Below are 23,844 nucleotides of genomic sequence, written 5' to 3' on the forward strand. Positions count from 1 at the left end.
AAGCACAATGTATAAGTATCTGACTATTGAATCAATAATAGCAATAAAAGAATATAAAAGTTATGGATTTTCGATTCGTAAAATAGCAAAAGCCATTGATTATAGTAAATCAACTGTACATAGAGTTTGTAGATTATTAAATCAAAACTTATTACCATTAGAAATATTGAATAAAATTCAAAAAAATAAACAAAATGCAGGTAGAAAATTAATAATTTTAACTTTAATAGAAATTAATACTATTAATCATTTGTTAATTACTAAAAATTATGCTCTTGATATAATTGCTAATTTTTTAAAGGAAAATAAAATAAAAAGTATTTCAACAAAAACTTTATATAACATGTTTAAAACAAATCGAATGGGTTTTGATGAAAATAACTTATTGAGAAAAGGAAAAAATAAACCTCACAAACAAAAAGAAACTAGGGGCAGAATTAATAATTGTAAGTCTATTCATGAAAGAAATTTAATCATTCCTAATATTAAAAATATAGAAGAATTTGGTCATTTAGAGGGTGATACTATCATTGGTAAAGATCATAAAAGTTCTATTATTACTTTAGCTGATATATGATCAAAAACCACAATTCCTTTAGCAACTAAAAATAATAAATCAGAAAATATTACAAAAAATATAATAAAATTTATTTCAAAGTTACAAAAAGGAACAGTTAAAACTATTACTTTTGATCGTGGTAAAGAATTTAGTAAATGAAAATTAATCGAAAAAAATTGTAATGTTAAGATTTATTTTGCAGATCCTGGTAAACCTTGTCAAAGAGGTTTAAATGAAAATAATAATGGTATTTTAAGAAGATATTTACCAAAATCTACAGATCTATTTTCATATAAACAAAAAGATTTAAATACTATAGCATTTCAAATTAATTCTACACCCAGAAAATCACTATCTTATAAAAGACCAATAGATTTAATACAATTATTTTAAAAAACTGTCCCATTTATATTTACAATTCAGGTTTTACAATTCAGGTTATTAATACTATTAATTATATTTTTTAAGAAAAATAAAAAATAAAACCAACACTTACTCACTTGGTGGTGATAAGGTTGGTTAAATAAAGAATAGAATAAAATAACTAATTGATTTATGGATTTATAATATTCTTATATAAGAATATAGTAGGTTCCCTAGCAGGTCTATATATACTAGTTTCCAATTCGCTCCCACCCCAAGAATTACCATTACTGGTTAGTATAATTTATTAGGTATCACTCCACTTATTATTTATCCATGCAAGTCCACATGTTCTAGCTACTATTTTTAACAACTGTGTTGTAGTTCACTTTTTTAATTCCCTAACACGTGTTGATAATAGTCTTAAAGATGGTTATTAATTATTAACTTTCTCCTACTTGGTCACTGCGTGTAGTAGATATTTAAAGGGTATTAATAATAAAAATTTTAAAATTTTACAATTACACAAAAAAAGACGAGATTTTTATTCTCGTCTTTTGTCATTTATTTTTAATTTAAGGGTTTAAAAAAGAAAGGAGCTATTTTTAAAACTTTTTAGTTATCGACATCTTCGGTACGCTCCCTTTTGTTTTCTTGCCTTCACTTCTGGCTTTTGAGCATATTCTTTCATTTTTTCTTTATTTTTTGATATCACTCTTGATCATATTTTTTCCTTCTTGCTTTCACTTCGGGTCTTTGAGCATATTCTTGTTTTTTTGCTTTCACTTCAGGTTTTTGATTATATTGATTTATTTTTTCTTGATTTTTTTGATATTTTTCTTGATCATATTTTCGCCTTCTTGCTTTCACTTCAGGCCTTTGCTCATATTCTCGTTTTTTATCTTTATTTTTTGATATCAAGCTTGATCATATTTTCGCCTTCTTGCTTTCACTTCGGGTCTTTGAGCATATTCTTGTTTTTTTGCTTTCACTTCAGGTTTTTGATTATATTGATTTATTTTTTCTTGATTTTTTTGATATTTTTCTTGATCATATTTTCGCCTTCTTGCTTTCACTTCAGGCCTTTGCTCATATTCTCGTTTTTTATCTTTATTTTTTGATATCAAGCTTGATCATATTTTCGCCTTCTTGCTTTCACTTCGCGTCTTTGAGCATATTCTTGTTTTTTTGCTTTCACTTCAGGTCTTTGTTGATATTCTTGTATTCTTTTTTTATTTTTTTAATATCACTTTTTCTTATACTCTTTTTGTTTTTCATTATTCATAAATTTATCACCCCTTAAATCTGTGTCATTGTTTCAGATTTACGATTTTTATTACTGTTTAATTTTTTTTTGGTCATCACAAATCAAAATCTTATTTAAACTTTAAAATGTAATTAAAATATTTAATATATAAAATTAGCGAACTTAATTAAAAAATCGCTAATATATTAAATATTTAAATTTGGATATTTGCGTTTTAAAAAAAATAATAAAACTTGAATATCAGCAGGACTAACACCAGAAATTCTTGTAGCATGACCAATTGTTAATGGTCTAACACGCTTTAATTTTTCTCTAGCTTCACCAGTAATACTTTCTACTAAATCATAATCAATATCACTAGGAATTTGTTTTTTTTCTAAACTATTAGTTTGTTGCGCCATTTTTAGTTGTTGATTAATATACCCTGAATATTTAATTGTAATTTCTAATTCCATTAATTCATGATATTGTAAATCATTTATTAAAGGTAACTGTGAAGTAAACATTGATAATTTGACACTTGGACGTTTTAATAATTCATAAGCAATAATATGATTATCGGGAATTGGACCTAAATTATTATTAATGATATACTTAGCAACTTCTGAATTGGGACTAACTTTAATAGTTTTTAATTTTTCAACAATATTAGACATTAATGTTTGTTGAATATTAAATTGTGATCAACGTTGTTCACTAACTAAGCCAACTTGATAACCATACTTAATTAATCTTGTTTGAGCATTATCATTTCGTAATAATAAACGATGTTCAGCTAAAGAAGTTAATAAACGATAAGGTTCAACTGTTCCTTTTGTTACTAAATCATCAATTAAAACTCCGATATATGCTTCATCACGCTTTAAAATTAATGGTTTTTCTTTTTTTATTTTTAAATGTGCATTAATTCCGGCTATTAAACCTTGACACGCTGCTTCTTCATAACCACTAGTACCATTAATTTGACCAGCACTAAATAAGTTTTTAATTAATTTAGTTTCCAATGTTGGTCATAATTGTGTTGGTTCAAAAGCATCATATTCAATAGCATATGCTCATTTTAATACTTCACAATTTTCTAAGCCAGGTAACGTTCTCAACATTTTATCTTGCACATCAATTGGCATCGATGTTGAAAAACCTTGGACATAAATTGAATCCAAAGCAAGTGATTCTGGCTCTAAGAAAATTTGATGACGAGGCTTATCAGCAAAACGTACTACTTTATCCTCAATACTTGGACAATAACGTGGTCCAGTACCTTGTGCTTCACCATTATACATTGGTGATTTATCTAAATTATTATTAATAATGGTATGAGTTTTATCATTTGTATAAAGTAAATAACAAGGTAATTGTTTTGCTAATGGTAAAAAATTTTTAGTTTCATGTGAAAATGCTAAAGGTAAATCACTACCTAGTTCAATATTAGTTTTGTCAAAATCAATACTATTTTTTTTAATACGAGGTGGTGTTCCTGTTTTTAAACGTATCATATTAAAGCCTACAATTTTTAATTGTTCAGAAATACCATTACTTGTTCTTTGACCATCTGGTCCTTCTGATTTCTTATTATGACCTTGTAAAGTTAAAGCTGTCATATAAGTGCCAGTAGTTAAAATCACAATTTCACTAGTAATTTTTTCGCCATTCTCTAAAATAACACCCTTAGCAGTTTTTTCTTCAATTATTAATGATTGTACCATAACTTCTAAAATTGTTAAATTTTCTTGTTTATTTATTGCATTTTGCATATATTGTGAATAAGCAATTTTATCAGATTGAGCACGAATAGCTCAAACTGCTGGACCACGTGAATGATTTAATAGTTTCATTTGCAAAGCAGTAGCATCTGCTGCTTTAGCCATTTCGCCACCAAGTGCATCAATTTCACGAACCACAACTCCTTTGGCGGGTCCACCAATAGAAGGATTACATGGCATTAATGCAATTTTAGTTTTATCAAGAGTAATAATAGCAGTTTTATGACCTGCTCGTGCAGAAGATAATGCCGCTTCAACACCAGCATGACCGGCACCAATTACAATAATTTCATAGTCATATTTCATTGATTTCACCTCCATTTCATAAAATATTACATATCAAAATTAATAACATCAAAAATAAGAAATTTTATTTTTAATTTCTTTAGTAATGTTATCATAAACAAGCAAAATATTCATGTACTTTTTAGACTTTTATTAAACCTGAATTGTAAAATTAAAAAGGACACTTATATAAAAATTAAATTGTGTTAATTCTATAATTAAGAAAAGAAAGGAATTAGCACAATGTATAAGTATCTGACTATTGAATCAATAATAGCAATAAAAGAATATAAAAGTTATGGATTTTCGATTCGTAAAATAGCAAAAGCCATTGATTATAGTAAATCAACTGTACATAGAGTTTGTAGATTATTAAATCAAAACTTATTACCATTAGAAATATTGAATAAAATTCAAAAAAATAAACAAAATGCAGGTAGAAAATTAATAATTTTAACTTTAATAGAAATTAATACTATTAATCATTTGTTAATTACTAAAAATTATGCTCTTGATATAATTGCTAATTTTTTAAAGGAAAATAAAATAAAAAGTATTTCAACAAAAACTTTATATAACATGTTTAAAACAAATCGAATGGGTTTTGATGAAAATAACTTATTGAGAAAAGGAAAAAATAAACCTCACAAACAAAAAGAAACTAGGGGCAGAATTAATAATTGTAAGTCTATTCATGAAAGAAATTTAATCATTCCTAATATTAAAAATATAGAAGAATTTGGTCATTTAGAAGGTGATACTATCATTGGTAAAGATCATAAAAGTTCTATTATTACTTTAGCTGATATATGATCAAAAACCACAATTCCTTTAGCAACTAAAAATAATAAATCAGAAAATATTACAAAAAGTATAATAAAATTTATTTCAAAGTTACAAAAAGGAACAGTTAAAACTATTACTTTTGATCGTGGTAAAGAATTTAGTAAATGAAAATTAATCGAAAAAAATTGTAATGTTAAGATTTATTTTGCAGATCCTGGTAAACCTTGTCAAAGAGGTTTAAATGAAAATAATAATGGTATTTTAAGAAGATATTTACCAAAATCTACAGATCTATCTTCATATAAACAAAAAGATTTAAATACTATAGCATTTCAAATTAATTCTACACCCAGAAAATCACTATCTTATAAAAGACCAATAGATTTAATACAATTATTTTAAAAAACTGTCCCATTTATATTTACAATTCAGGAAATAAAAATTGAATTTTAGTTAATAATCTTCTCAATTATAATTCATTATATTTTATACAAGATATAAATATTATTTAAAGAATTAGTGCTGCACCTAAAAATAGCAACTGTTTTAACTAGTAATCATTAATACTAATTTAAAACCAGTAATTACTTACTTTTAAGTATTTTATTTATTAGCACAAGATGTGTTTTTATTGAAAAGAGACTTTTGTCATTAACATTAGTGACTGTATCCAATGATGATAAAACATATGCAACATCTATTTCTTTTTCCATAACTGTAACCTCTTTTGTATACAATTTGACTTAAATAATTTATCTTAATATCCCTACATAAGTATAATTATAATGTTAATTTTTAAATTTGCAAATTTTTATTTACTATACCTTTAAACTTAAAAAGTATTTTTATATATAAAAATACATCTTATATTAATTAAAATAAAGAATCACCAAATAATCTCCCCATTTTAATATTAAGATTATTACATAAAGTTTTTAAATGGTAATGTTCACTGAAATGTATATTAATTAATTTATGTAAAGTGGTAACATCTGCCAATGGATCATGATAATCAAATTTAATTTGATTACTATGAGCAAGAGCACTTAAACGGTTATTAGGATAATCATATGTTCTTCTAAATAACTTAACTGAACAAATGTAAAAAAAATTAGGACATTTTAAATCATAATGATTAATTAATGATCTTAAGATATTAATGTTAAAGTTAGCGTGATGAGCAATAACAACAGTATTTTCAGTAAAAAAAGTAACAATGTCTACTCATAATTCTTTAAAATTTGACATTAAAGATACGCTTTCACTTGTAATTCCATGAACATGAGAAAAAGTAAATTCTTCGGGATATGGTTTAATTAACGAACTATAAGTTTTGACAATTTTACCTCGTGTTACTTTTATCATAATTAATTGACAAGCACTTGTTTTATTCGAATTTGCAATTTCAAAATCAATAAAAACATAATTAGTATTATCAATCCCTCAATCATGAACACTAAATTTTTTCTTACTATTTAATTTTGATTGCTTTCTTTTTAATAACATTTTTTTAGCAAAAAAGATTAGGAGATTGTCAAAAATCCGGAATAAATTAATTCATATAGTCTTATTATATTTTAGACAAGAAATAATTAGGATTTTTATGTAATTGTAAATTTATCTTACTACTATTTTAAAAATATTACAACTAAGATACTTATAATAAATTTTATTAAATTCTAAAATTAACAAATAAATTTAAGGAGAACTTAAAAATGAAACTTAAAAAATTACAGTTATTAACTGTATTACTATTTATTTTAACTATTATAATTATGATTATAGGATTAATTTTAATACATTGTAGTAATTTTCATGATTATTTTAATAATAAATGAAAATATTGTAATGGATTTAAAATGTTAAATCATTATGGATTAAGTTACTTTATTGATCATTCTTCAAATTACTTATGTTCAATTTGTAATAACTATAAAAATTATTATGAATTAATAAAATTACAAATTGGTATTATTTTTTGTATAATTCTAACTCCAATTTTAATATCTATAACTATGTCATTAACTTGTTTAATTATTGGGTTAAAAACAAATTTAAAAAATAATAATTTTTGAGATGCCATTCAAAATTGTGAAATAATCAATAATTACTATATTCATTAAAATTATGTTTCTAAATTTATTTTATTACACTTAAAAATAACCATTTTTATATAAATAAAATACTATATGTTCTATTAACAATCATTTCTTTTAAAACATGTCAAATATTTGTTTCAGTAAAACAACCAATATTTCACTTTGCATTTTGATTAACAATACCTTTTTTATTATTTTTAAAATACTGTTTTTTTAATTTTTTATGATTATCTAATTCTTTATATAAATAGTCAATTAGTTCATCATATTGACCATTATTAATTAAATTTTTACAATTATTATATTCTTTTACATACTTTCCTTTATTTCCCGCCATTATACCAAGATATAATGTTCTAATTAAATGGAATTTATCTAAAATAAACTCAGCACCTAAATAATCTTTTAATTTTGTAGAAAAGTATGGATGACCAAAAATTATTCATCAATTTACACTTAAAATATTATTTTTAATTAAAAATTTGTTAAAAATAACATTATTTAGTGTAAAAATTCTCTAAAAATAACACTTTATCATGTATCATTACTTTTCTACAAAATTAAAGAAATAATCTGCTACATCTTTAATTCACCCTGCACTATCACCACAAATAATAATTTTTGCTTGTTCAATATTTTCATAAAATTTTTGACAATGTTCTTTAACAAATTCAGCAGTCTTTTTAACTCCAATTGCTGTTCTTGTTGGTCTTATAATTGCTTTTACTCTTTTATTTTGTACTTTGTGATTAATATTGGCAATGTTTAGTAATCTGTGTAACTTACAAAAATAACTATGTTTAATTAATTCTAGTAAATATAATTAAATGACTAGAAAGAGTGAGTTACAGATGGCTAAAAAACAAAATATTAATAATAATGATCCAATATCAAAAGCAGTAGATTTATTATTAGAAAATACTGAAGATTTAACAACAGTTTTTAAAGAAGGGGGTTTATATAAAGAATTAACAAAACGTTTAGTTGAAAAAATGTTGAATTCTGAAATGCAAAATTATTTAGGATATGAAAAAAATCAACATAGTAATACTGAAAATGCTCGTAATGGTACAAGTTCAAAAAAATTAATAACTCAACAAGGTAAAATTGAGATTGATGTACCAAGAGATCGCAATAGTGATTTTACTCCTGTAATAGTTGCAAAAAGACAGCGAAGATTTGATGGTTTTGATCAACAAGTGCTTTCACTATATGCAAAAGGTATGACTCTATCTGACATTAGAATGCAGTTACAAGAGTTATATCATGGTGCTGATATTAGTGAAAGTGTTATTAGTCAAATTACTGATGATGTTATTGATGATGTCAAAACATGACAAAATCGACCATTAGAAAGCATTTATCCGATTGTTTATTTTGATTGTATAGTAGTTAAAGTTCGACAAGATAAACGGATTATTAATAAATCAGTTTATATAGCATTAGGAGTTGATTTAGAAGGTAAAAAAGATGTTTTAGGCTTATGAATTAGTGAAAATGAAGGTGCTAAATTTTGATTAGCTAATTTCACAGAAATGAAAAATCGAGGCTTAAATGATATTTTGATTGCTTGTAGTGATAATTTAACAGGCATGTCAGAAGCAATACAAGCAGTTTATCCTAAAACAGAACATCAATTATGCATTGTTCATCAAATTCGAAATAGTTTAAAATATGTTTCATACAAACATCGAAAAACTCTAGTTACAGATTTAAAACCAATTTATAGTGCATGTAGTGAAGAACAAGCAATGCAAGCTTTAGAATCATTTGAAAGTAAATGAAATAAACAATATCCCCAAATTGCTAAATCTTGATATAAAAATTGAGAAAATTTGATGATTTTTATTAGTTATCCTGCAGAAATCAAAAGAGTAATTTATACAACAAATGCTATTGAATCTGTTAATAGTCAATTACGAAAAGTTATTAGAAACAAAAAAGCTTTTCCTAATGATATGTCAGTTTTTAAAATATTTTATTTAGCAATTGAAAATATAACAAAAAAATGAACATTGCCTATTCAAAATTGAAATACAGCAATTGCTCATTTTATGATAAAATTTGAAGACAGAATTAATCTGAACTAGTACTTTGTAAAACAAAGATACACAGATTTCTAAAAAGCCTCTTAATATTATCTGTATATGTTGTTATTAATCTCATAGAGTGTTTTATACCTTTACGTTTAAAATCTCAAAACTTTCTATGTCCATCATCAATCGCTACAAAAATAGGTTGATTTTTTCCTAATTTTACTTTTATTGGATTTGCTTCAATTACTTCTAAATTCTTAAAACTCTATGAACAGTACTAACACTAATACCTGCTTTTTTACAAATAGCACAAATATCATGGTATCTTTTTCCGTCAGCAAAATATTCAATAATAGTTTGTTCAACATCTTCACTAATTCTTTTATATTTAGGTAATTCTAGTCATTCATCAACTAAACAAATACGAACTCATTTTTGTAATTTTTCATTAAAATATTCATAAATTCTTCTTTTGTAAGTTACTAATCCATACATTGTTTTTCTTGTTCTATATTGATAATCAACAATTTTATATTTCTTTTTATCTCTTGTATTTTTTATTCTTCAATCTATTTTTTCTCATTTATTTGTTATATGTTCTAAAACTAATTTATTAATTTTTGCACTTTGTTCTCTAAAATTTCATTTATAATTAAAATTCACATTTACTTCTGCTAACTATTTTAAAAAATTCTAAATTTATTGTAAATATATTTAAAAAATTAATTTACTTAATTATTATATAAATATATAAGTGTAATTTTAAATAAAATAAAAATTATTTTAAAAAATGCTTTCATATTTAAAATATAATAAACAATTTCAATATAATTAATTAGTATAGGTATCACAAAATAAATGACTTTAATTTAGCTGTTATTTTGCATTTAAAAGCATACTTGTAAAAATAATCAAAAATAGTACAATTTAAAAGTAAAATCAAAGAAAAGGAGTAATTAAAATAATGAATATTATTGAAGAAGAATATAATTGAATTTTTAATTTTTTAGAAAAGGCAAATTCAAGAGAAACAACTGAACAAATATTTAAAGAAAAAATTGAACTTGCAAAAAGTACAATTACTGATATGAATAATGAAATAATAAAAATTAAAAAAGAACCAAAAATAAAAAATTTTTTTATTACAATTTTTACTTTTGGAAAAATTAATAAAAACAAAGAAAATAGAATCAAAATTATGCAATTAAATGAAAAAATAAATAAACTTAAAAAAGTGATTATAAAATGAGATTTATTTTTTGAAAAAAAATGAAAAAATGAAAATTGTCAAAAATGAGTAAATAGTATAAATAATAATCAAATTCAAACTGATGAAAAAAGTAATTATTGCTCAAATAGTCGTACAGTTTTATAAAATTTAAAAAAGGAGTAATTTAATATGAAAACATGAATAAAAACAAATTTAAGTAAAATAACATTAGCATTAGCACTAACTGGTGCTACAACCGGAACAATAGGATTAATCATGGGGGGTGCTTACCCATAATCTTAATGGACTTAAATATTATTTAAATTCATATAAAGAACCTATAATGGACGTTCAGAAAATATGAATGTCAGACATTCATGGTATTTCAGTTTCTATAAAAAGTGAATTTAAAATATATTTTGCTGATAATCCTAAAAAAACAAAATTTTATAATGGAGGAGTATTGAAAGAACAGATATACAATGGGATGGCAATTATCCAGATGGTTATTTTAATAAATAACATTTAAATTTCTAAATTAATATAAGAAATATTTTCATTATATTTGTCAAATAAATTAATATTGGTTAATTTTATTTCTTGTTTGTCAGTTATTAAAATTAAATCATAATTACCAGCACCAAATATTCCACTAATTTCAATCCGATTTAAATTATTAATTGGATTTTTAATTTGCAATTCAAATTCATTTTTATTATCAATTTGTAATATCTCTTCATAAAATTCTAATTTAGAAAATAATTGTGATTTATTTGAGCCATATAAATTTAAAAAATTTTCAATTTTATTATTACTAATAATTACTCTTGTAAAATATTTTCCATATTCACCATTACCTAATGTTCAATCAGCAGGAATTAATGAAGGTATATTATTGCTTTCTAATTCATTTGTAATAGATAATCAGTTAAATTGATTATCATCAAGTTTAAATAATTCATTTTGACTGATATCATTATTTTTTAATTTAATATTATTTATATCTGTAAAATCAAAATATTCAGATTTTAGTAGGCAATGTTTAGTAATCTGTGTAACTTACAAAAATAACTATGTTTAATTAATTCTAGTAAATATAATTAAATGACTAGAAAGAGTGAGTTACAGATGGCTAAAAAACAAAATATTAATAATAATGATCCAATATCAAAAGCAGTAGATTTATTATTAGAAAATACTGAAGATTTAACAACAGTTTTTAAAGAAGGGGGTTTATATAAAGAATTAACAAAACGTTTAGTTGAAAAAATGTTGAATTCTGAAATGCAAAATTATTTAGGATATGAAAAAAATCAACATAGTAATACTGAAAATGCTCGTAATGGTACAAGTTCAAAAAAATTAATAACTCAACAAGGTAAAATTGAGATTGATGTACCAAGAGATCGCAATAGTGATTTTACTCCTGTAATAGTTGCAAAAAGACAGCGAAGATTTGATGGTTTTGATCAACAAGTGCTTTCACTATATGCAAAAGGTATGACTCTATCTGACATTAGAATGCAGTTACAAGAGTTATATCATGGTGCTGATATTAGTGAAAGTGTTATTAGTCAAATTACTGATGATGTTATTGATGATGTCAAAGCATGACAAAATCGACCATTAGAAAGCATTTATCCGATTGTTTATTTTGATTGTATAGTAGTTAAAGTTCGACAAGATAAACGGATTATTAATAAATCAGTTTATATAGCATTAGGAGTTGATTTAGAAGGTAAAAAAGATGTTTTAGGCTTATGAATTAGTGAAAATGAAGGTGCTAAATTTTGATTAGCTAATTTCACAGAAATGAAAAATCGAGGCTTAAATGATATTTTGATTGCTTGTAGTGATAATTTAACAGGCATGTCAGAAGCAATACAAGCAGTTTATCCTAAAACAGAACATCAATTATGCATTGTTCATCAAATTCGAAATAGTTTAAAATATGTTTCATACAAACATCGAAAAACTCTAGTTACAGATTTAAAACCAATTTATAGTGCATGTAGTGAAGAACAAGCAATGCAAGCTTTAGAATCATTTGAAAGTAAATGAAATAAACAATATCCCCAAATTGCTAAATCTTGATATAAGAACCTGTTTAGAATCTTTTTAATAAAACTGAAATAAATGAAAGAACAACCATTTGTAAACTAGTAGGCAATGTTTAGTAATCTGTGTAACTTACAAAAATAACTATGTTTAATTAATTCTAGTAAATATAATTAAATGACTAGAAAGAGTGAGTTACAGATGGCTAAAAAACAAAATATTAATAATAATGATCCAATATCAAAAGCAGTAGATTTATTATTAGAAAATACTGAAGATTTAACAACAGTTTTTAAAGAAGGGGGTTTATATAAAGAATTAACAAAACGTTTAGTTGAAAAAATGTTGAATTCTGAAATGCAAAATTATTTAGGATATGAAAAAAATCAACATAGTAATACTGAAAATGCTCGTAATGGTACAAGTTCAAAAAAATTAATAACTCAACAAGGTAAAATTGAGATTGATGTACCAAGAGATCGCAATAGTGATTTTACTCCTGTAATAGTTGCAAAAAGACAGCGAAGATTTGATGGTTTTGATCAACAAGTGCTTTCACTATATGCAAAAGGTATGACTCTATCTGACATTAGAATGCAGTTACAAGAGTTATATCATGGTGCTGATATTAGTGAAAGTGTTATTAGTCAAATTACTGATGATGTTATTGATGATGTCAAAGCATGACAAAATCGACCATTAGAAAGCGTTTATCCGATTGTTTATTTTGATTGTATAGTAGTTAAAGTTCGACAAGATAAACGGATTATTAATAAATCAGTTTATATAGCATTAGGAGTTGATTTAGAAGGTAAAAAAGATGTTTTAGGCTTATGAATTAGTGAAAATGAAGGTGCTAAATTTTGATTAGCTAATTTCACAGAAATGAAAAATCGAGGCTTAAATGATATTTTGATTGCTTGTAGTGATAATTTAACAGGCATGTCAGAAGCAATACAAGCAGTTTATCCTAAAACAGAACATCAATTATGCATTGTTCATCAAATTCGAAATAGTTTAAAATATGTTTCATACAAACATCGAAAAACTCTAGTTACAGATTTAAAACCAATTTATAGTGCATGTAGTGAAGAACAAGCAATGCAAGCTTTAGAATCATTTGAAAGTAAATGAAATAAACAATATCCCCAAATTGCTAAATCTTGATATAAAAATTGAGAAAATTTGATGATTTTTATTAGTTATCCTGCAGAAATCAAAAGAGTAATTTATACAACAAATGCTATTGAATCTGTTAATAGTCAATTACGAAAAGTTATTAGAAACAAAAAAGCTTTTCCTAATGATATGTCAGTTTTTAAAATATTTTATTTAGCAATTGAAAATATAACAAAAAAATGAACATTGCCTATTCAAAATTGAAATACAGCAATTGCTCATTTTATGATAAAATTTGAAGACAGAATTAATCTGAACTAGTACTTTGTAAAACAAAGATACACAGATTTCTAAAAAGCCTCGATAAAGTGTTATTTTTAGAGAATTTTTACACTAAATAATGTTACTTTTAACAAATTTTTAATTAAAAATAATATTTTAAGTGTAAATTGATGAATAATTTTTGGTCATCCATACTTTTCTACATAATTAAAAGAAAGTACTGCAGTAAATATTTCAACTATTAATTATATTGAACAAAAATTATGACAATTTAATATTGATATTCTTAAATTTATTCAAATATTAGTACGCTTAGATAAAGATTTATTAAATAGTAAAACCTTTAATATTAATGATGAACAAGAAATTAATAATTTAACTGTTAAATTAAAATTATTTAATCGCGAAAATAACCAATTAATAGGAGAGAACAATGGAAGACAACAACAAACCACAAACGAAGTTTCCGCAGAAACAAACTAAACTTAATCAAGCAGAAGTAGAAAATGATTATTTAATTGATAATATTCCTTATGATTTTACAAATATGATGGGTGCTACTAGTGACCCTGATATTAATAGAGCATATGATGAATTTAAAAAAAGAACTATATATATTTATGAAATTGAACGTTTATTTAAAAATAATGAAAATAATAGTTTAAGATTTTCAGCAAATACTATTAAAATAGGTTTTATTGATATTGATAAAGTATTAAAAACTATTGCTGTTGAAACATCAGACTTTACTATGCAATTAAATCAAAGAGCAAGTACAAATATCAATGACAATACTATTGAATATAGTATGACTGATATTAAAAACTTAATTTTTCAAGAAATAAATTTATTAAATCAATTTAAATTATATGCAGTTAGTATAAATGAACCATTAAATGAAACTAACATTGATAATTTATACATCATTAATAATTATTCACAACCTTATCAAAATCCAAAAACAAGAAGTACTAAAAGTATTACTATTATTAAAATTAAAGATTTTAAAACACGAGATGGTTATCCAATTATTATTAAATTACAAAAACCATTAGATAAAGATACCAAAGTAATTGGTTTAAAAATTAAAGCACCTAGAGGCATGATTTTTGGCAATATAAAGGTACTTGGTGAAGTTGACAATATGGAAGTATACCCAAAGTTATTTGTTAAAGATAAGATAGCATTTCCGCTATTATCAATGCCTATTGAAACTCAACCAAAAGTTAGAATATTACAACAATGATTTAGTGAACAAATATTACCTTGAAATTTAGCAAAGCAATTTATAGGACAAGAAAAATCAGTTTTAGATTTAATTAAAATTAGTACTGGAACTGAAACAAGAAGAGAAGTTATTAAAAATGCAAGAGTGACACATGCTTGATTAGGATATGAAATGGGTACTGTTTGAGATGGTAAGTGACCATTAAAAAACAAAAAGAATTAAAAGATAAAGAAGTTTGAAATTTTGCTGGTGAAAGTCAATTTTATCAATATGTTGCAACTAATAATAGATTTGATGATATTGAAATTGAAATTAAAGATGCACCAACTAATGATAGTTTACAACAATTATTATTAGATATGCTAAGTTATACATATAATTATAATAGAAATTTTGAAGGTGCTACATATGAAGACAAAAATGGTAAACCAAAAAATGAAATAGCAAAATTACGAGCAAAATTTGAAGGACAAAAGCCCGAAGATGTTATTACTAATTTATTTAAACAATGAAAATTAGATTATCCAAACTATATTAATTTAAAACAAATAAAAATTTTCAAACAAATATTTATCATGTTATCAGAATATATTTATTCAATATTATCAATAAATAAAGGTTTGAATGATGATAATAAAATTTTATTACCTTATTATTTCGAATTAAAATCAAGTCCAATACATCCTACACCTGATGATATTTGACAATTTAAAGATGTAAAAGTAATATTAAAATCTCCCTATTTTTTACTTATGATACTTGAAATATAGATAAAGTTAAATTTCAAGAGCCTTTTTATCATAATTCATTTACTAATGCGATGTTGCTGCTAGTATTTTAGCGAAAAAACTAGGAACAGAACTATTACCAGCTTGATATCAAAAAGGTAATAACTATGCTGTAGGTGGAGCACAAGCTGGACAAAATCATAGTTGAGAATATCAATTATTCTTAAATCATTATTCTATTGACCACCAAGCTAATCAATTATTAAAAGATCATAAAATACAAAAAAATGATGATATTTTTATTGAAATAGGTGGTAATGATCTGCTTTCTGCTATGGATGAAAATTCAACAGCAAAACAAGAGTCAATTATTAATAATGCAATAACAACTGAGTTTGAAACTGTTGATACATTAATTAATGCTGGTGCTCAAAATTTAATAATTGCCAATGTGCCTAACATTAGTAATATTCCAAAATATGTTAATGAAAAACAATCTGTTAAAGAAGTAGCAAACCACTTATCAAATGAATATAATAACAAATGAAATGATAAAATTACTGAATTAATAAAAAATAATTCTGATATTAATATCAGACCGTTTGACTTAGAACCTGTTTAGAATCTTTTTAATAAAACTGAAATAAATGAAAGAACAACCATTTGTAAACTAGTATTTAGTTTTCTTTCACAATTTTTTCATAATCTTCTGTATTTTTCTAATCAAGCAAAGCTTCGTTCTACAATTCATCTTTTTGGTAATACTACAAAAGTATGTAATTCATTACGTTTTATCACTTCAACATTTGCATTTATGATTGTTTTGATTTCAGAAGCAAATTTTTCACCAGTATAACCAGCATCTACTATTATTTTTTGAACTGCAGAAAGATTTTCTTTTTCATTTTCAATCATTATTATAGCGCTATTACGATCTGTTTTTTCTGCTGTGGTTATGTAAATTGCATGTGGTAAACCTTGAGAATCAACAACAATATGACGTTTTATGCCTGAAATCTTGGCAATGTTTAGTAATCTGTGTAACTTACAAAAATAACTATGTTTAATTAATTCTAGTAAATATAATTAAATGACTAGAAAGAGTGAGTTACAGATGGCTAAAAAACAAAATATTAATAATAATGATCCAATATCAAAAGCAGTAGATTTATTATTAGAAAATACTGAAGATTTAACAACAGTTTTTAAAGAAGGGGGTTTATATAAAGAATTAACAAAACGTTTAGTTGAAAAAATGTTGAATTCTGAAATGCAAAATTATTTAGGATATGAAAAAAATCAACATAGTAATACTGAAAATGCTCGTAATGGTACAAGTTCAAAAAAATTAATAACTCAACAAGGTAAAATTGAGATTGATGTACCAAGAGATCGCAATAGTGATTTTACTCCTGTAATAGTTGCAAAAAGACAGCGAAGATTTGATGGTTTTGATCAACAAGTGCTTTCACTATATGCAAAAGGTATGACTCTATCTGACATTAGAATGCAGTTACAAGAGTTATATCATGGTGCTGATATTAGTGAAAGTGTTATTAGTCAAATTACTGATGATGTTATTGATGATGTCAAAACATGACAAAATCGACCATTAGAAAGCATTTATCCGATTGTTTATTTTGATTGTATAGTAGTTAAAGTTCGACAAGATAAACGGATTATTAATAAATCAGTTTATATAGCATTAGGAGTTGATTTAGAAGGTAAAAAAGATGTTTTAGGCTTATGAATTAGTGAAAATGAAGGTGCTAAATTTTGATTAGCTAATTTCACAGAAATGAAAAATCGAGGCTTAAATGATATTTTGATTGCTTGTAGTGATAATTTAACAGGCATGTCAGAAGCAATACAAGCAGTTTATCCTAAAACAGAACATCAATTATGCATTGTTCATCAAATTCGAAATAGTTTAAAATATGTTTCATACAAACATCGAAAAACTCTAGTTACAGATTTAAAACCAATTTATAGTGCATGTAGTGAAGAACAAGCAATGCAAGCTTTAGAATCATTTGAAAGTAAATGAAATAAACAATATCCCCAAATTGCTAAATCTTGATATAAAAATTGAGAAAATTTGATGATTTTTATTAGTTATCCTGCAGAAATCAAAAGAGTAATTTATACAACAAATGCTATTGAATCTGTTAATAGTCAATTACGAAAAGTTATTAGAAACAAAAAAGCTTTTCCTAATGATATGTCAGTTTTTAAAATATTTTATTTAGCAATTGAAAATATAACAAAAAAATGAACATTGCCTATTCAAAATTGAAATACAGCAATTGCTCATTTTATGATAAAATTTGAAGACAGAATTAATCTGAACTAGTACTTTGTAAAACAAAGATACACAGATTTCTAAAAAGCCTCGAAATCTTTTTACCAGCATCATAACCTTTATTTTCAGTAGTATCTGTATTTTTAACACTTTGCGAATCAATTATACAAAAACTAGTTTGTTCTTTGCGATTATTATTGATACGAACTTTTTTAACTAATTTTTTTTAAAATTAATTGCAATACACTAGGTTCTTTACCATTATTTTTACTTCAAATTTGAAAATAATAATATACAGTTTGTCATTTTGGAAAATTTTTTGGTAGCATTCTTCATTGACAACCACTTTTTAATACATATAAAATTGCACAAAATACTTCATATAAATCTAAACTTCTTGGTTTTGTTTTCTTTTTGCTATTTTCTAAAATTGATTTTATGTTCTCAAATTGTTCTTTGGTGACATGACTTGGATAATTTTTATGCATATATACCTCTTATTTTAAAATATATAATCATTTTACATTATTTTCGAAAAGATTCTAAACAGGTTCTTAGAAACTAATTTTAGTGATTTATTATCTGAAGCACAAGAAATAAGAAAAAATATTACTAATGAATCAATAAAATGATCAATTCCCGGTTTAGCTTTAAATTTAAATCCAAGATATATTGATGGAACAACTCCAGAAACTATTAATAATAATTTTTTCTTTGATTATGTTCATCCAAATAAATGAGCACATGATCAAATTGGTCTTGAACTATTCACTGAACTTACTTCATAAAAAATGTAACAGAAACAATTAATTAACAATATTTTTATTCTTAATTTATTTTAATATATATAGTATTAAAGTAGTATAATACATATAAAGCCAAGAAAGAAGGTGTATTTAATGATTAAAAAAATTAACGATGATCTAAATGATTATATTAGTGAACATCTAAAATATCAAATGCTTAGTTTTAAATTAAGTAATGATGCAAATCAAAAAGGATATCCTGGGTTTGCACGCTTCTTCCAAGTAGAAGCAGCTGATGCTGTTGTTCATATTCGTAAAATTTGTAACTATTTAATGGATCAAGATGCTCAAGTTGAAATTAAAGACATTAAAGTTCCAACTTTTACTACAAAAAACATTGAAGAAGCATTAAAAAAATTAAAATCTACTAAAGAAGAATTACTTGATTTTACTAATAAACTTGTTAAAAGTGCTCATGAAAATAATGATAATTTAACTGCGAAATTTTATGACTGATTCTTAATTGATTTCTATGAAGAAATTGCTTATGAAAAAGACTTATTGGATTGAATTGCAATGTCTAATAGTAACCTTTATAAAATTGACAAACGTTTACTAAAAACTGAAGAGCCAGATACTTTAAAAGTTATTGTTCCATTTTATGAACCCGAATAAATTTCATATTTAACTCTTGATTTTCACCAAAAATGTATAAAAAAAATTATACATTTTTTATTTTTTTATAAAAATTTTGTTGTATTTTTTTGATTTTCTTCTGCTTGATAATTTAAACTGTATTCTCTTTTTTTACATTCAATATTTATTTCATCTTTACTTTTATTACTTCATTCAATAACTTTTAACTTATTTTCTCCTAAATCAGTTTTAATATTAATTATTACTCATATATACTCATTATAAATCTCTTTAAGTTTTTGAAAATGCTTTTGAAATAAAAAATTATTTTTTTCACTATAATTACCCTCAAATGTAATCATTATTGAAATGTTTTCTATTATTTTTATTTGTTTTGCATACTCTTCCTTTAATTTTGTAGAAAAGTAATGATACATGATAAAGTGTTATTTTTAGAGAATTTTTACACTAAATAATGTTACTTTTAACAAATTTTTAATTAAAAATAATATTTTAAGTGTAAATTGATGAATAATTTTTGGTCATCCATACTTTTCTACATAATTAAAAGATTTTTATGATGTAATTGTTGTCACAAAGCATTCTAAAATTATTAGTAAGGTAATAAATGAATTAAGAGAAGAATTAGATCAAAAAAATAATCCAACATATGATGTAGGAGAATTGGTAAAAATTCAAAAAATTGTTAATGATATAATTGAAAATAATTTTAAAGAAGAAGAAAAAGAAATATTATATGCTGCTAATAGTCAATATATAGGAGTAGATTTTTATTCAATGAAAAATAATTTATATTTTTCATTAAAGACTTTTAGAAAAATGGCATTTCCATCAGAATTATTTTCTTCTTTTGATATTGGTTATCAACATGGTTCCAATAATTGAAATGAAATAAATGAAACCGAATATAATAAACAAAGAAGATTACAAAAAATATCAGAAGAGTATTTTAATTATGTAGAAAAGTATGGATGACCAAAAATTATTCATCAATTTACACTTAAAATATTATTTTTAATTAAAAATTTGTTAAAAGTAACATTATTTAGTGTAAAAATTCTTTTAATTATGTAGAAAAGTATGGATGACCAAAAATTATTCATCAATTTACACTTAAAATATTATTTTTAATTAAAAATTTGTTAAAAGTAACATTATTTAGTGTAAAAATTCTCTAAAAATAACACTTTATCATGTATAATTACTTTTCTACAAAATTAAAGAAAAATTCTCTAAAAATAACACTTTATCATGTATCATTACTTTTCTACAAAATTAAAGTAAAAATCTGTATCAAAATATAATTTATAATTATCATTTTTTTTAATTTTAATATTTAATAAAATACCATAACAAGCATAAAGAAATCTAGGGATTGAACTTTTTAATTCAACATCACCATTTAAATAAATGCCTCCATATTGGTTTAATATAACAATTCTTATAAAATCTGATGCTGATTTTAGTTTTTCTTTAATTGCTAATCTATTATTTTTAAATATTTGTTCAAATATTAATACATCACTATTTTTTAAATTTTCTATTTCTTTTAAACTAATAATTTTAATATTATTAAGTAACTTATGTTGTTATTTTTCATTTTCAGTAATTTCTCTATTTTTTTCATTTTTAGAAATTCATAAAATAACTTCACGTTCATGTTGATGTAATAAAGCCGCATAAATTATATTATTTCTTACAGTAATTGGTATTTTTCCAATTCATACAAAATGAATTGGATATTTATTATCTATAATTGGCATTTTTTTTAATAACTCTTATATTTTATTTAAATGCATTGTTTAAAAATGATAATTCATCTTCAATATTTAATCTTGGAAATAATAACTCTTTTTTATTAACAGATTTATTAAAAACTTCATTCAAGTTAATATTGACTATTGGTTTAGTAATTTTTAAGACACCCAATTGTTCATGAATTCTTAATGAACTATTAACCAAAATTGGACTTAATAAAGCACTACTAATAATTAAAATATTTGCTAATAAATTTAAAATATTATGTAATTCAATAGTTTTATTATTTTTATGTAAATCTCATGGTTTTGTTAAATCAATTAATTTATTACCACTAGTTATTAATTTAAAAACGACATTAATTGCTTCATGAATTTGATACTCATCCATTTCAATATTAAAATCATTAATAGTACTTTTAATAATTTTAATTATTTCTATTGCTTCTGGTTGTAACTTATTTAAATTAACTTTGGGAATTTTACCATCACAATATTTAATGATCATTGTAACTGTTCGCGAAAGCAAATTACCTAAATCATTAACAAGATAAGAGTTATAACAATTTAAAAATAATTCATGACTATATTTTGCATCATGACCAATAATAATTTCTTTCATTAAAAAAAACCGTAATCCATCTGCACCATAACGATTTACTAATACTAAAGGATCAATAACATTACTTTTTGATTTTGACATTTTTCCTTCTTCATTAGTAATTCAACCGTGGGCCAAAATTCGATTTGGTTGTCTCAAGTTTAATGCCATTAATAAAATTGGCCAATAAATCATATGAAAACGACTAATTTCTTTACCAACTAAATTCACAATTTCACAATTTGAATCTAGTCAAAATTTTTTAAAATTAATGTCATCATCTTGTAAATAACCTAATCCTGTTAAATAATTACTTAATGCATCAATTCAAACATAAATAACATGTTTTGGATTTTCTAATACTGGTACCCCTCAAGTAAAACTCGTTCTAGTAACACTTAAATTTTCTAAACCTGGCGTAATAAAATTATTAATCATTTCCGTTTTACGATTAAGTGGTCATAAAAATAATGGGTGTTCATCATAATATTTTAATAATTGTTTAGTATATTTTTCCAATTTTAAAAAATATGATGGTTCTGATAAAGTAATAATATTACCTTGACATATTTTACATGTATTATTAGTTTTATTAATTTGGCTATCTGTCAAAAATTCTTCACAAGAAATACAATATGAGCCTTCATATTTTCCCAAATAAATATCATTTTGTTTTAATAATTTGCTAAATATTTTATGAACACTTAAAATATGATTTTTATCAGTTGTTCTAATAAATTTATCATAATCAATATTTAAGTTTTTTCATAAATTCTTAAACCCAACAACAATATCATCAACAAATTTTTGTGGAGTTTGTTTATTTTCATCCGCCTTTTTAGCAATTTTTTGACCATGTTCATCACTTCCAGTTAAAAAGAATACTTCATAACCTTGCATTTTCTTATAGCGAGCTAAAACATCAGCAATAATTGTTGTATAAGCATGTCCCAAGTGTAACTTAGCACTAGGATAATAAATAGGGGTAGTAATATAAAATTTTTTTGTCATTATTTGCTCCTAAATTTAATAATTATAATTTTACATTAAAATAGTATTATTTATTGTAATACTTATTTAAATTAATAATATTTTATTAATCTTTATTTTTTTATAAAATGGAACATTTTTGTTGATATTGATTTTCATTAAAACCATTATCAGAGTTAACAGCATCTATATCAACATTTAAGTAAAACTGATAATCACTATTTACGTGTTAAATAACACTACTTTTTTCATTATCATAATTATTTACTGGTAAATACTGATTACCGTTACTCATTAATGGTTGATTTTGTAATTTTCTTGAACTTGCAAAATCATATCAATGTCTCAAAAGATCATTTTTTTCTCATTGTCTTCTTTTTTCTTTTTCTATTTTTTCTAAAATATTATTAAGTTTTAAAATTTTTAATCCAACCTTTTTCAATTCTTCTTTTTGATTACTTATATTAACTTTTTCACATACTATTTTGTTAATTCGTTTTTTTTCAAAATTATAATAACCAAAAGTTAAAAACTTAACTAATTTATTCTTAAATTTAAAAATTTTACTTGTTTTTTGTTTTTCGAAAATTTCTAACTTTTTAATACTATTTATATTATAAGAAAGAAATATAGATTGTTTTTTAATATTTGACTGCAATGTTTTTTCACATTTATATTTCTTATTACTAATATAATATAATATTATTTTTATTTTATTAATTTTCTTTTTTAATAAATTAATATCTATTTCTCCATTATCTTTTAAGTATCGATCATCTAAAACATCATAAAAGTGTTCTTCATTATCATCATAGCTTGTAATAAAATTAAAATGTTGATTTATAAAAGGAAAACTATTATCGATTTTGTATTTCTTCATAATTTTCACTCCTTAAACTGACATAATCTAGTGACTAATTACAATATTTTCTTAATCTTTTATATTTATTGATTATTAGATAAAATAAAAAAACAAAAATTAATAAATTAAATGCTAATTAAATTTAA

General features: G+C 23.5%; 26 protein-coding genes and 2 pseudogenes. 13 read left to right on the plus strand and 15 right to left on the minus strand.

Annotated elements, in window-relative coordinates:
* The first annotated feature begins 7 nt into the window (after positions 1-7).
* Positions 8-952 carry an IS30 family transposase gene (locus tag AAHH39_RS12895; protein WP_342218238.1) on the plus strand — a complete coding sequence of 315 codons (945 nt, stop codon included), beginning with the start codon at positions 8-10 and terminating at the stop codon, positions 950-952.
* A 585-nt stretch (positions 953-1,537) separates the two neighbouring features.
* Here the strand turns inward: AAHH39_RS12895 and AAHH39_RS12900 are convergent.
* The 3 genes from AAHH39_RS12900 to mnmG all read right to left on the minus strand — a co-directional run bounded on the left by AAHH39_RS12900 (position 1,538) and on the right by mnmG (position 4,258).
* Positions 1,538-1,843, minus strand: coding sequence for a hypothetical protein (locus AAHH39_RS12900; RefSeq protein WP_342218370.1), 306 nt, complete (start codon positions 1,841-1,843; stop codon positions 1,538-1,540).
* Between the two features lie 94 nt (positions 1,844-1,937).
* Positions 1,938-2,120, minus strand: a complete 183-nt coding sequence (locus AAHH39_RS12905; RefSeq protein ID WP_342218371.1) for a hypothetical protein — start codon at positions 2,118-2,120, stop codon at positions 1,938-1,940.
* A gap of 254 nt (positions 2,121-2,374) precedes the next feature.
* The gene (gene mnmG, locus AAHH39_RS12910; RefSeq protein ID WP_342218372.1) at positions 2,375-4,258 is read right to left on the minus strand and encodes a tRNA uridine-5-carboxymethylaminomethyl(34) synthesis enzyme MnmG; all 1,884 of its coding nucleotides are present in this window, start codon (positions 4,256-4,258) and stop codon (positions 2,375-2,377) included.
* 222 nt (positions 4,259-4,480) lie between these two features.
* Here mnmG and AAHH39_RS12915 point away from each other — a divergent pair, with 222 nt between their 5' ends.
* Positions 4,481-5,425 (plus strand): IS30 family transposase, encoded by a 945-nt coding sequence (locus AAHH39_RS12915; protein ID WP_342217458.1) that lies wholly within the window; start codon positions 4,481-4,483, stop codon positions 5,423-5,425.
* A gap of 182 nt (positions 5,426-5,607) precedes the next feature.
* Here the strand turns inward: AAHH39_RS12915 and AAHH39_RS12920 are convergent, their stop codons facing one another.
* Together AAHH39_RS12920 and AAHH39_RS12925 are read right to left on the minus strand one after the other, a co-directional pair.
* The gene (locus tag AAHH39_RS12920; RefSeq protein ID WP_342218373.1) at positions 5,608-5,736 is read right to left on the minus strand and encodes a hypothetical protein; all 129 of its coding nucleotides are present in this window, start codon (positions 5,734-5,736) and stop codon (positions 5,608-5,610) included.
* Positions 5,737-5,896: 160 nt separating this feature from the next.
* Positions 5,897-6,529, minus strand: a complete 633-nt coding sequence (locus tag AAHH39_RS12925; protein ID WP_342218374.1) for an exonuclease domain-containing protein — start codon at positions 6,527-6,529, stop codon at positions 5,897-5,899.
* Between the two features lie 209 nt (positions 6,530-6,738).
* On the opposite strand from AAHH39_RS12925, the gene AAHH39_RS12930 reads away from it, so the two are divergent.
* Positions 6,739-7,146, plus strand: coding sequence for a hypothetical protein (locus AAHH39_RS12930; protein WP_342218375.1), 408 nt, complete (start codon positions 6,739-6,741; stop codon positions 7,144-7,146).
* 46 nt (positions 7,147-7,192) lie between these two features.
* Here AAHH39_RS12930 and AAHH39_RS12935 read toward each other — a convergent pair whose 3' ends face one another.
* Entirely contained in the window at positions 7,193-7,459 is a 267-nt protein-coding gene (locus AAHH39_RS12935) for a hypothetical protein (protein WP_342218377.1), read from the minus strand.
* Positions 7,460-7,973: 514 nt separating this feature from the next.
* On the opposite strand from AAHH39_RS12935, the gene AAHH39_RS12940 reads away from it, so the two are divergent.
* A complete protein-coding gene (locus AAHH39_RS12940) occupies positions 7,974-9,212 on the plus strand; it encodes an IS256 family transposase (RefSeq protein WP_342219300.1) in 1,239 nt (412 codons plus the stop codon).
* Positions 9,213-9,407: 195 nt separating this feature from the next.
* Here AAHH39_RS12940 and AAHH39_RS12945 read toward each other — a convergent pair whose 3' ends face one another.
* A complete protein-coding gene (locus tag AAHH39_RS12945) occupies positions 9,408-9,821 on the minus strand; it encodes a UPF0236 family transposase-like protein (RefSeq protein WP_342218378.1) in 414 nt (137 codons plus the stop codon).
* Between the two features lie 301 nt (positions 9,822-10,122).
* Here AAHH39_RS12945 and AAHH39_RS12950 point away from each other — a divergent pair, with 301 nt between their 5' ends.
* A complete protein-coding gene (locus AAHH39_RS12950; RefSeq protein ID WP_338956698.1) occupies positions 10,123-10,533 on the plus strand; it encodes a hypothetical protein in 411 nt (136 codons plus the stop codon).
* A gap of 360 nt (positions 10,534-10,893) precedes the next feature.
* Here AAHH39_RS12950 and AAHH39_RS12955 read toward each other — a convergent pair whose 3' ends face one another.
* Positions 10,894-11,067 (minus strand): hypothetical protein, encoded by a 174-nt coding sequence (locus AAHH39_RS12955; RefSeq protein WP_342218379.1) that lies wholly within the window; start codon positions 11,065-11,067, stop codon positions 10,894-10,896.
* Positions 11,068-11,496: 429 nt separating this feature from the next.
* Between AAHH39_RS12955 and AAHH39_RS12960 the strand changes: the two are divergent.
* The 5 genes and pseudogenes from AAHH39_RS12960 to AAHH39_RS12980 form a co-directional block, all read left to right on the plus strand.
* Positions 11,497-12,471 (plus strand): annotated as a pseudogene (locus AAHH39_RS12960) (IS256 family transposase); the annotation flags it as partial.
* A gap of 156 nt (positions 12,472-12,627) precedes the next feature.
* Positions 12,628-13,866, plus strand: coding sequence for an IS256 family transposase (locus AAHH39_RS12965; protein ID WP_342219293.1), 1,239 nt, complete (start codon positions 12,628-12,630; stop codon positions 13,864-13,866).
* A gap of 394 nt (positions 13,867-14,260) precedes the next feature.
* Complete coding sequence (locus AAHH39_RS12970; RefSeq protein ID WP_342218381.1) at positions 14,261-15,277, plus strand: hypothetical protein; 1,017 nt, start codon at positions 14,261-14,263, stop codon at positions 15,275-15,277.
* Positions 15,250-15,825: a hypothetical protein gene (locus AAHH39_RS12975; protein ID WP_342218382.1), complete on the plus strand. Its 576-nt coding sequence runs from the start codon at positions 15,250-15,252 to the stop codon at positions 15,823-15,825. The genes AAHH39_RS12970 and AAHH39_RS12975 overlap by 28 nt, the downstream gene beginning before the upstream one ends.
* Before the next feature lie 94 nt (positions 15,826-15,919).
* Positions 15,920-16,405: an SGNH/GDSL hydrolase family protein gene (locus AAHH39_RS12980; RefSeq protein ID WP_342219360.1), complete on the plus strand. Its 486-nt coding sequence runs from the start codon at positions 15,920-15,922 to the stop codon at positions 16,403-16,405.
* Here AAHH39_RS12980 and AAHH39_RS12985 read toward each other — a convergent pair.
* Positions 16,402-16,803 (minus strand): annotated as a pseudogene (locus AAHH39_RS12985) (IS5 family transposase); the annotation flags it as partial. The gene AAHH39_RS12980 and the pseudogene AAHH39_RS12985 sit on opposite strands and share 4 nt — an antisense overlap.
* A 94-nt stretch (positions 16,804-16,897) precedes the next feature.
* Between AAHH39_RS12985 and AAHH39_RS12990 the strand changes: the two are divergent.
* The gene (locus AAHH39_RS12990) at positions 16,898-18,136 is read left to right on the plus strand and encodes an IS256 family transposase (RefSeq protein WP_342219300.1); all 1,239 of its coding nucleotides are present in this window, start codon (positions 16,898-16,900) and stop codon (positions 18,134-18,136) included.
* Positions 18,137-18,297: 161 nt separating this feature from the next.
* Here the strand turns inward: AAHH39_RS12990 and AAHH39_RS12995 are convergent, their stop codons facing one another.
* Positions 18,298-18,573 (minus strand): transposase, encoded by a 276-nt coding sequence (locus tag AAHH39_RS12995; RefSeq protein ID WP_342218383.1) that lies wholly within the window; start codon positions 18,571-18,573, stop codon positions 18,298-18,300.
* A gap of 411 nt (positions 18,574-18,984) precedes the next feature.
* On the opposite strand from AAHH39_RS12995, the gene AAHH39_RS13000 reads away from it, so the two are divergent.
* Entirely contained in the window at positions 18,985-19,506 is a 522-nt protein-coding gene (locus AAHH39_RS13000; RefSeq protein WP_342218384.1) for a ferritin-like domain-containing protein, read from the plus strand.
* A gap of 65 nt (positions 19,507-19,571) precedes the next feature.
* On the opposite strand, the gene AAHH39_RS13005 is transcribed toward AAHH39_RS13000, so the two are convergent.
* A complete protein-coding gene (locus tag AAHH39_RS13005) occupies positions 19,572-19,904 on the minus strand; it encodes a hypothetical protein (RefSeq protein ID WP_342218385.1) in 333 nt (110 codons plus the stop codon).
* A 247-nt stretch (positions 19,905-20,151) separates the two neighbouring features.
* Here AAHH39_RS13005 and AAHH39_RS13010 point away from each other — a divergent pair, with 247 nt between their 5' ends.
* A complete protein-coding gene (locus tag AAHH39_RS13010; RefSeq protein ID WP_342218386.1) occupies positions 20,152-20,562 on the plus strand; it encodes a hypothetical protein in 411 nt (136 codons plus the stop codon).
* A gap of 185 nt (positions 20,563-20,747) precedes the next feature.
* Here the strand turns inward: AAHH39_RS13010 and AAHH39_RS13605 are convergent, their stop codons facing one another.
* The 4 genes from AAHH39_RS13605 to AAHH39_RS13025 all read right to left on the minus strand — a co-directional run bounded on the left by AAHH39_RS13605 (position 20,748) and on the right by AAHH39_RS13025 (position 23,716).
* Positions 20,748-21,068 carry a glycosyltransferase gene (locus AAHH39_RS13605; protein WP_425288931.1) on the minus strand — a complete coding sequence of 107 codons (321 nt, stop codon included), beginning with the start codon at positions 21,066-21,068 and terminating at the stop codon, positions 20,748-20,750.
* A gap of 9 nt (positions 21,069-21,077) precedes the next feature.
* A complete protein-coding gene (locus tag AAHH39_RS13015; RefSeq protein ID WP_342218387.1) occupies positions 21,078-21,251 on the minus strand; it encodes a hypothetical protein in 174 nt (57 codons plus the stop codon).
* Between the two features lie 22 nt (positions 21,252-21,273).
* A complete protein-coding gene (gene metG, locus AAHH39_RS13020) occupies positions 21,274-22,857 on the minus strand; it encodes a methionine--tRNA ligase (protein ID WP_342218388.1) in 1,584 nt (527 codons plus the stop codon).
* 208 nt (positions 22,858-23,065) lie between these two features.
* Positions 23,066-23,716 carry a hypothetical protein gene (locus AAHH39_RS13025; RefSeq protein ID WP_342218389.1) on the minus strand — a complete coding sequence of 217 codons (651 nt, stop codon included), beginning with the start codon at positions 23,714-23,716 and terminating at the stop codon, positions 23,066-23,068.
* Positions 23,717-23,844 lie beyond the last annotated feature (128 nt).

The organism is Spiroplasma endosymbiont of Amphimallon solstitiale (assembly GCF_964030965.1).
GTDB lineage: Bacteria > Bacillota_I > Bacilli_A > Mycoplasmatales > VBWQ01 > Spiroplasma_E.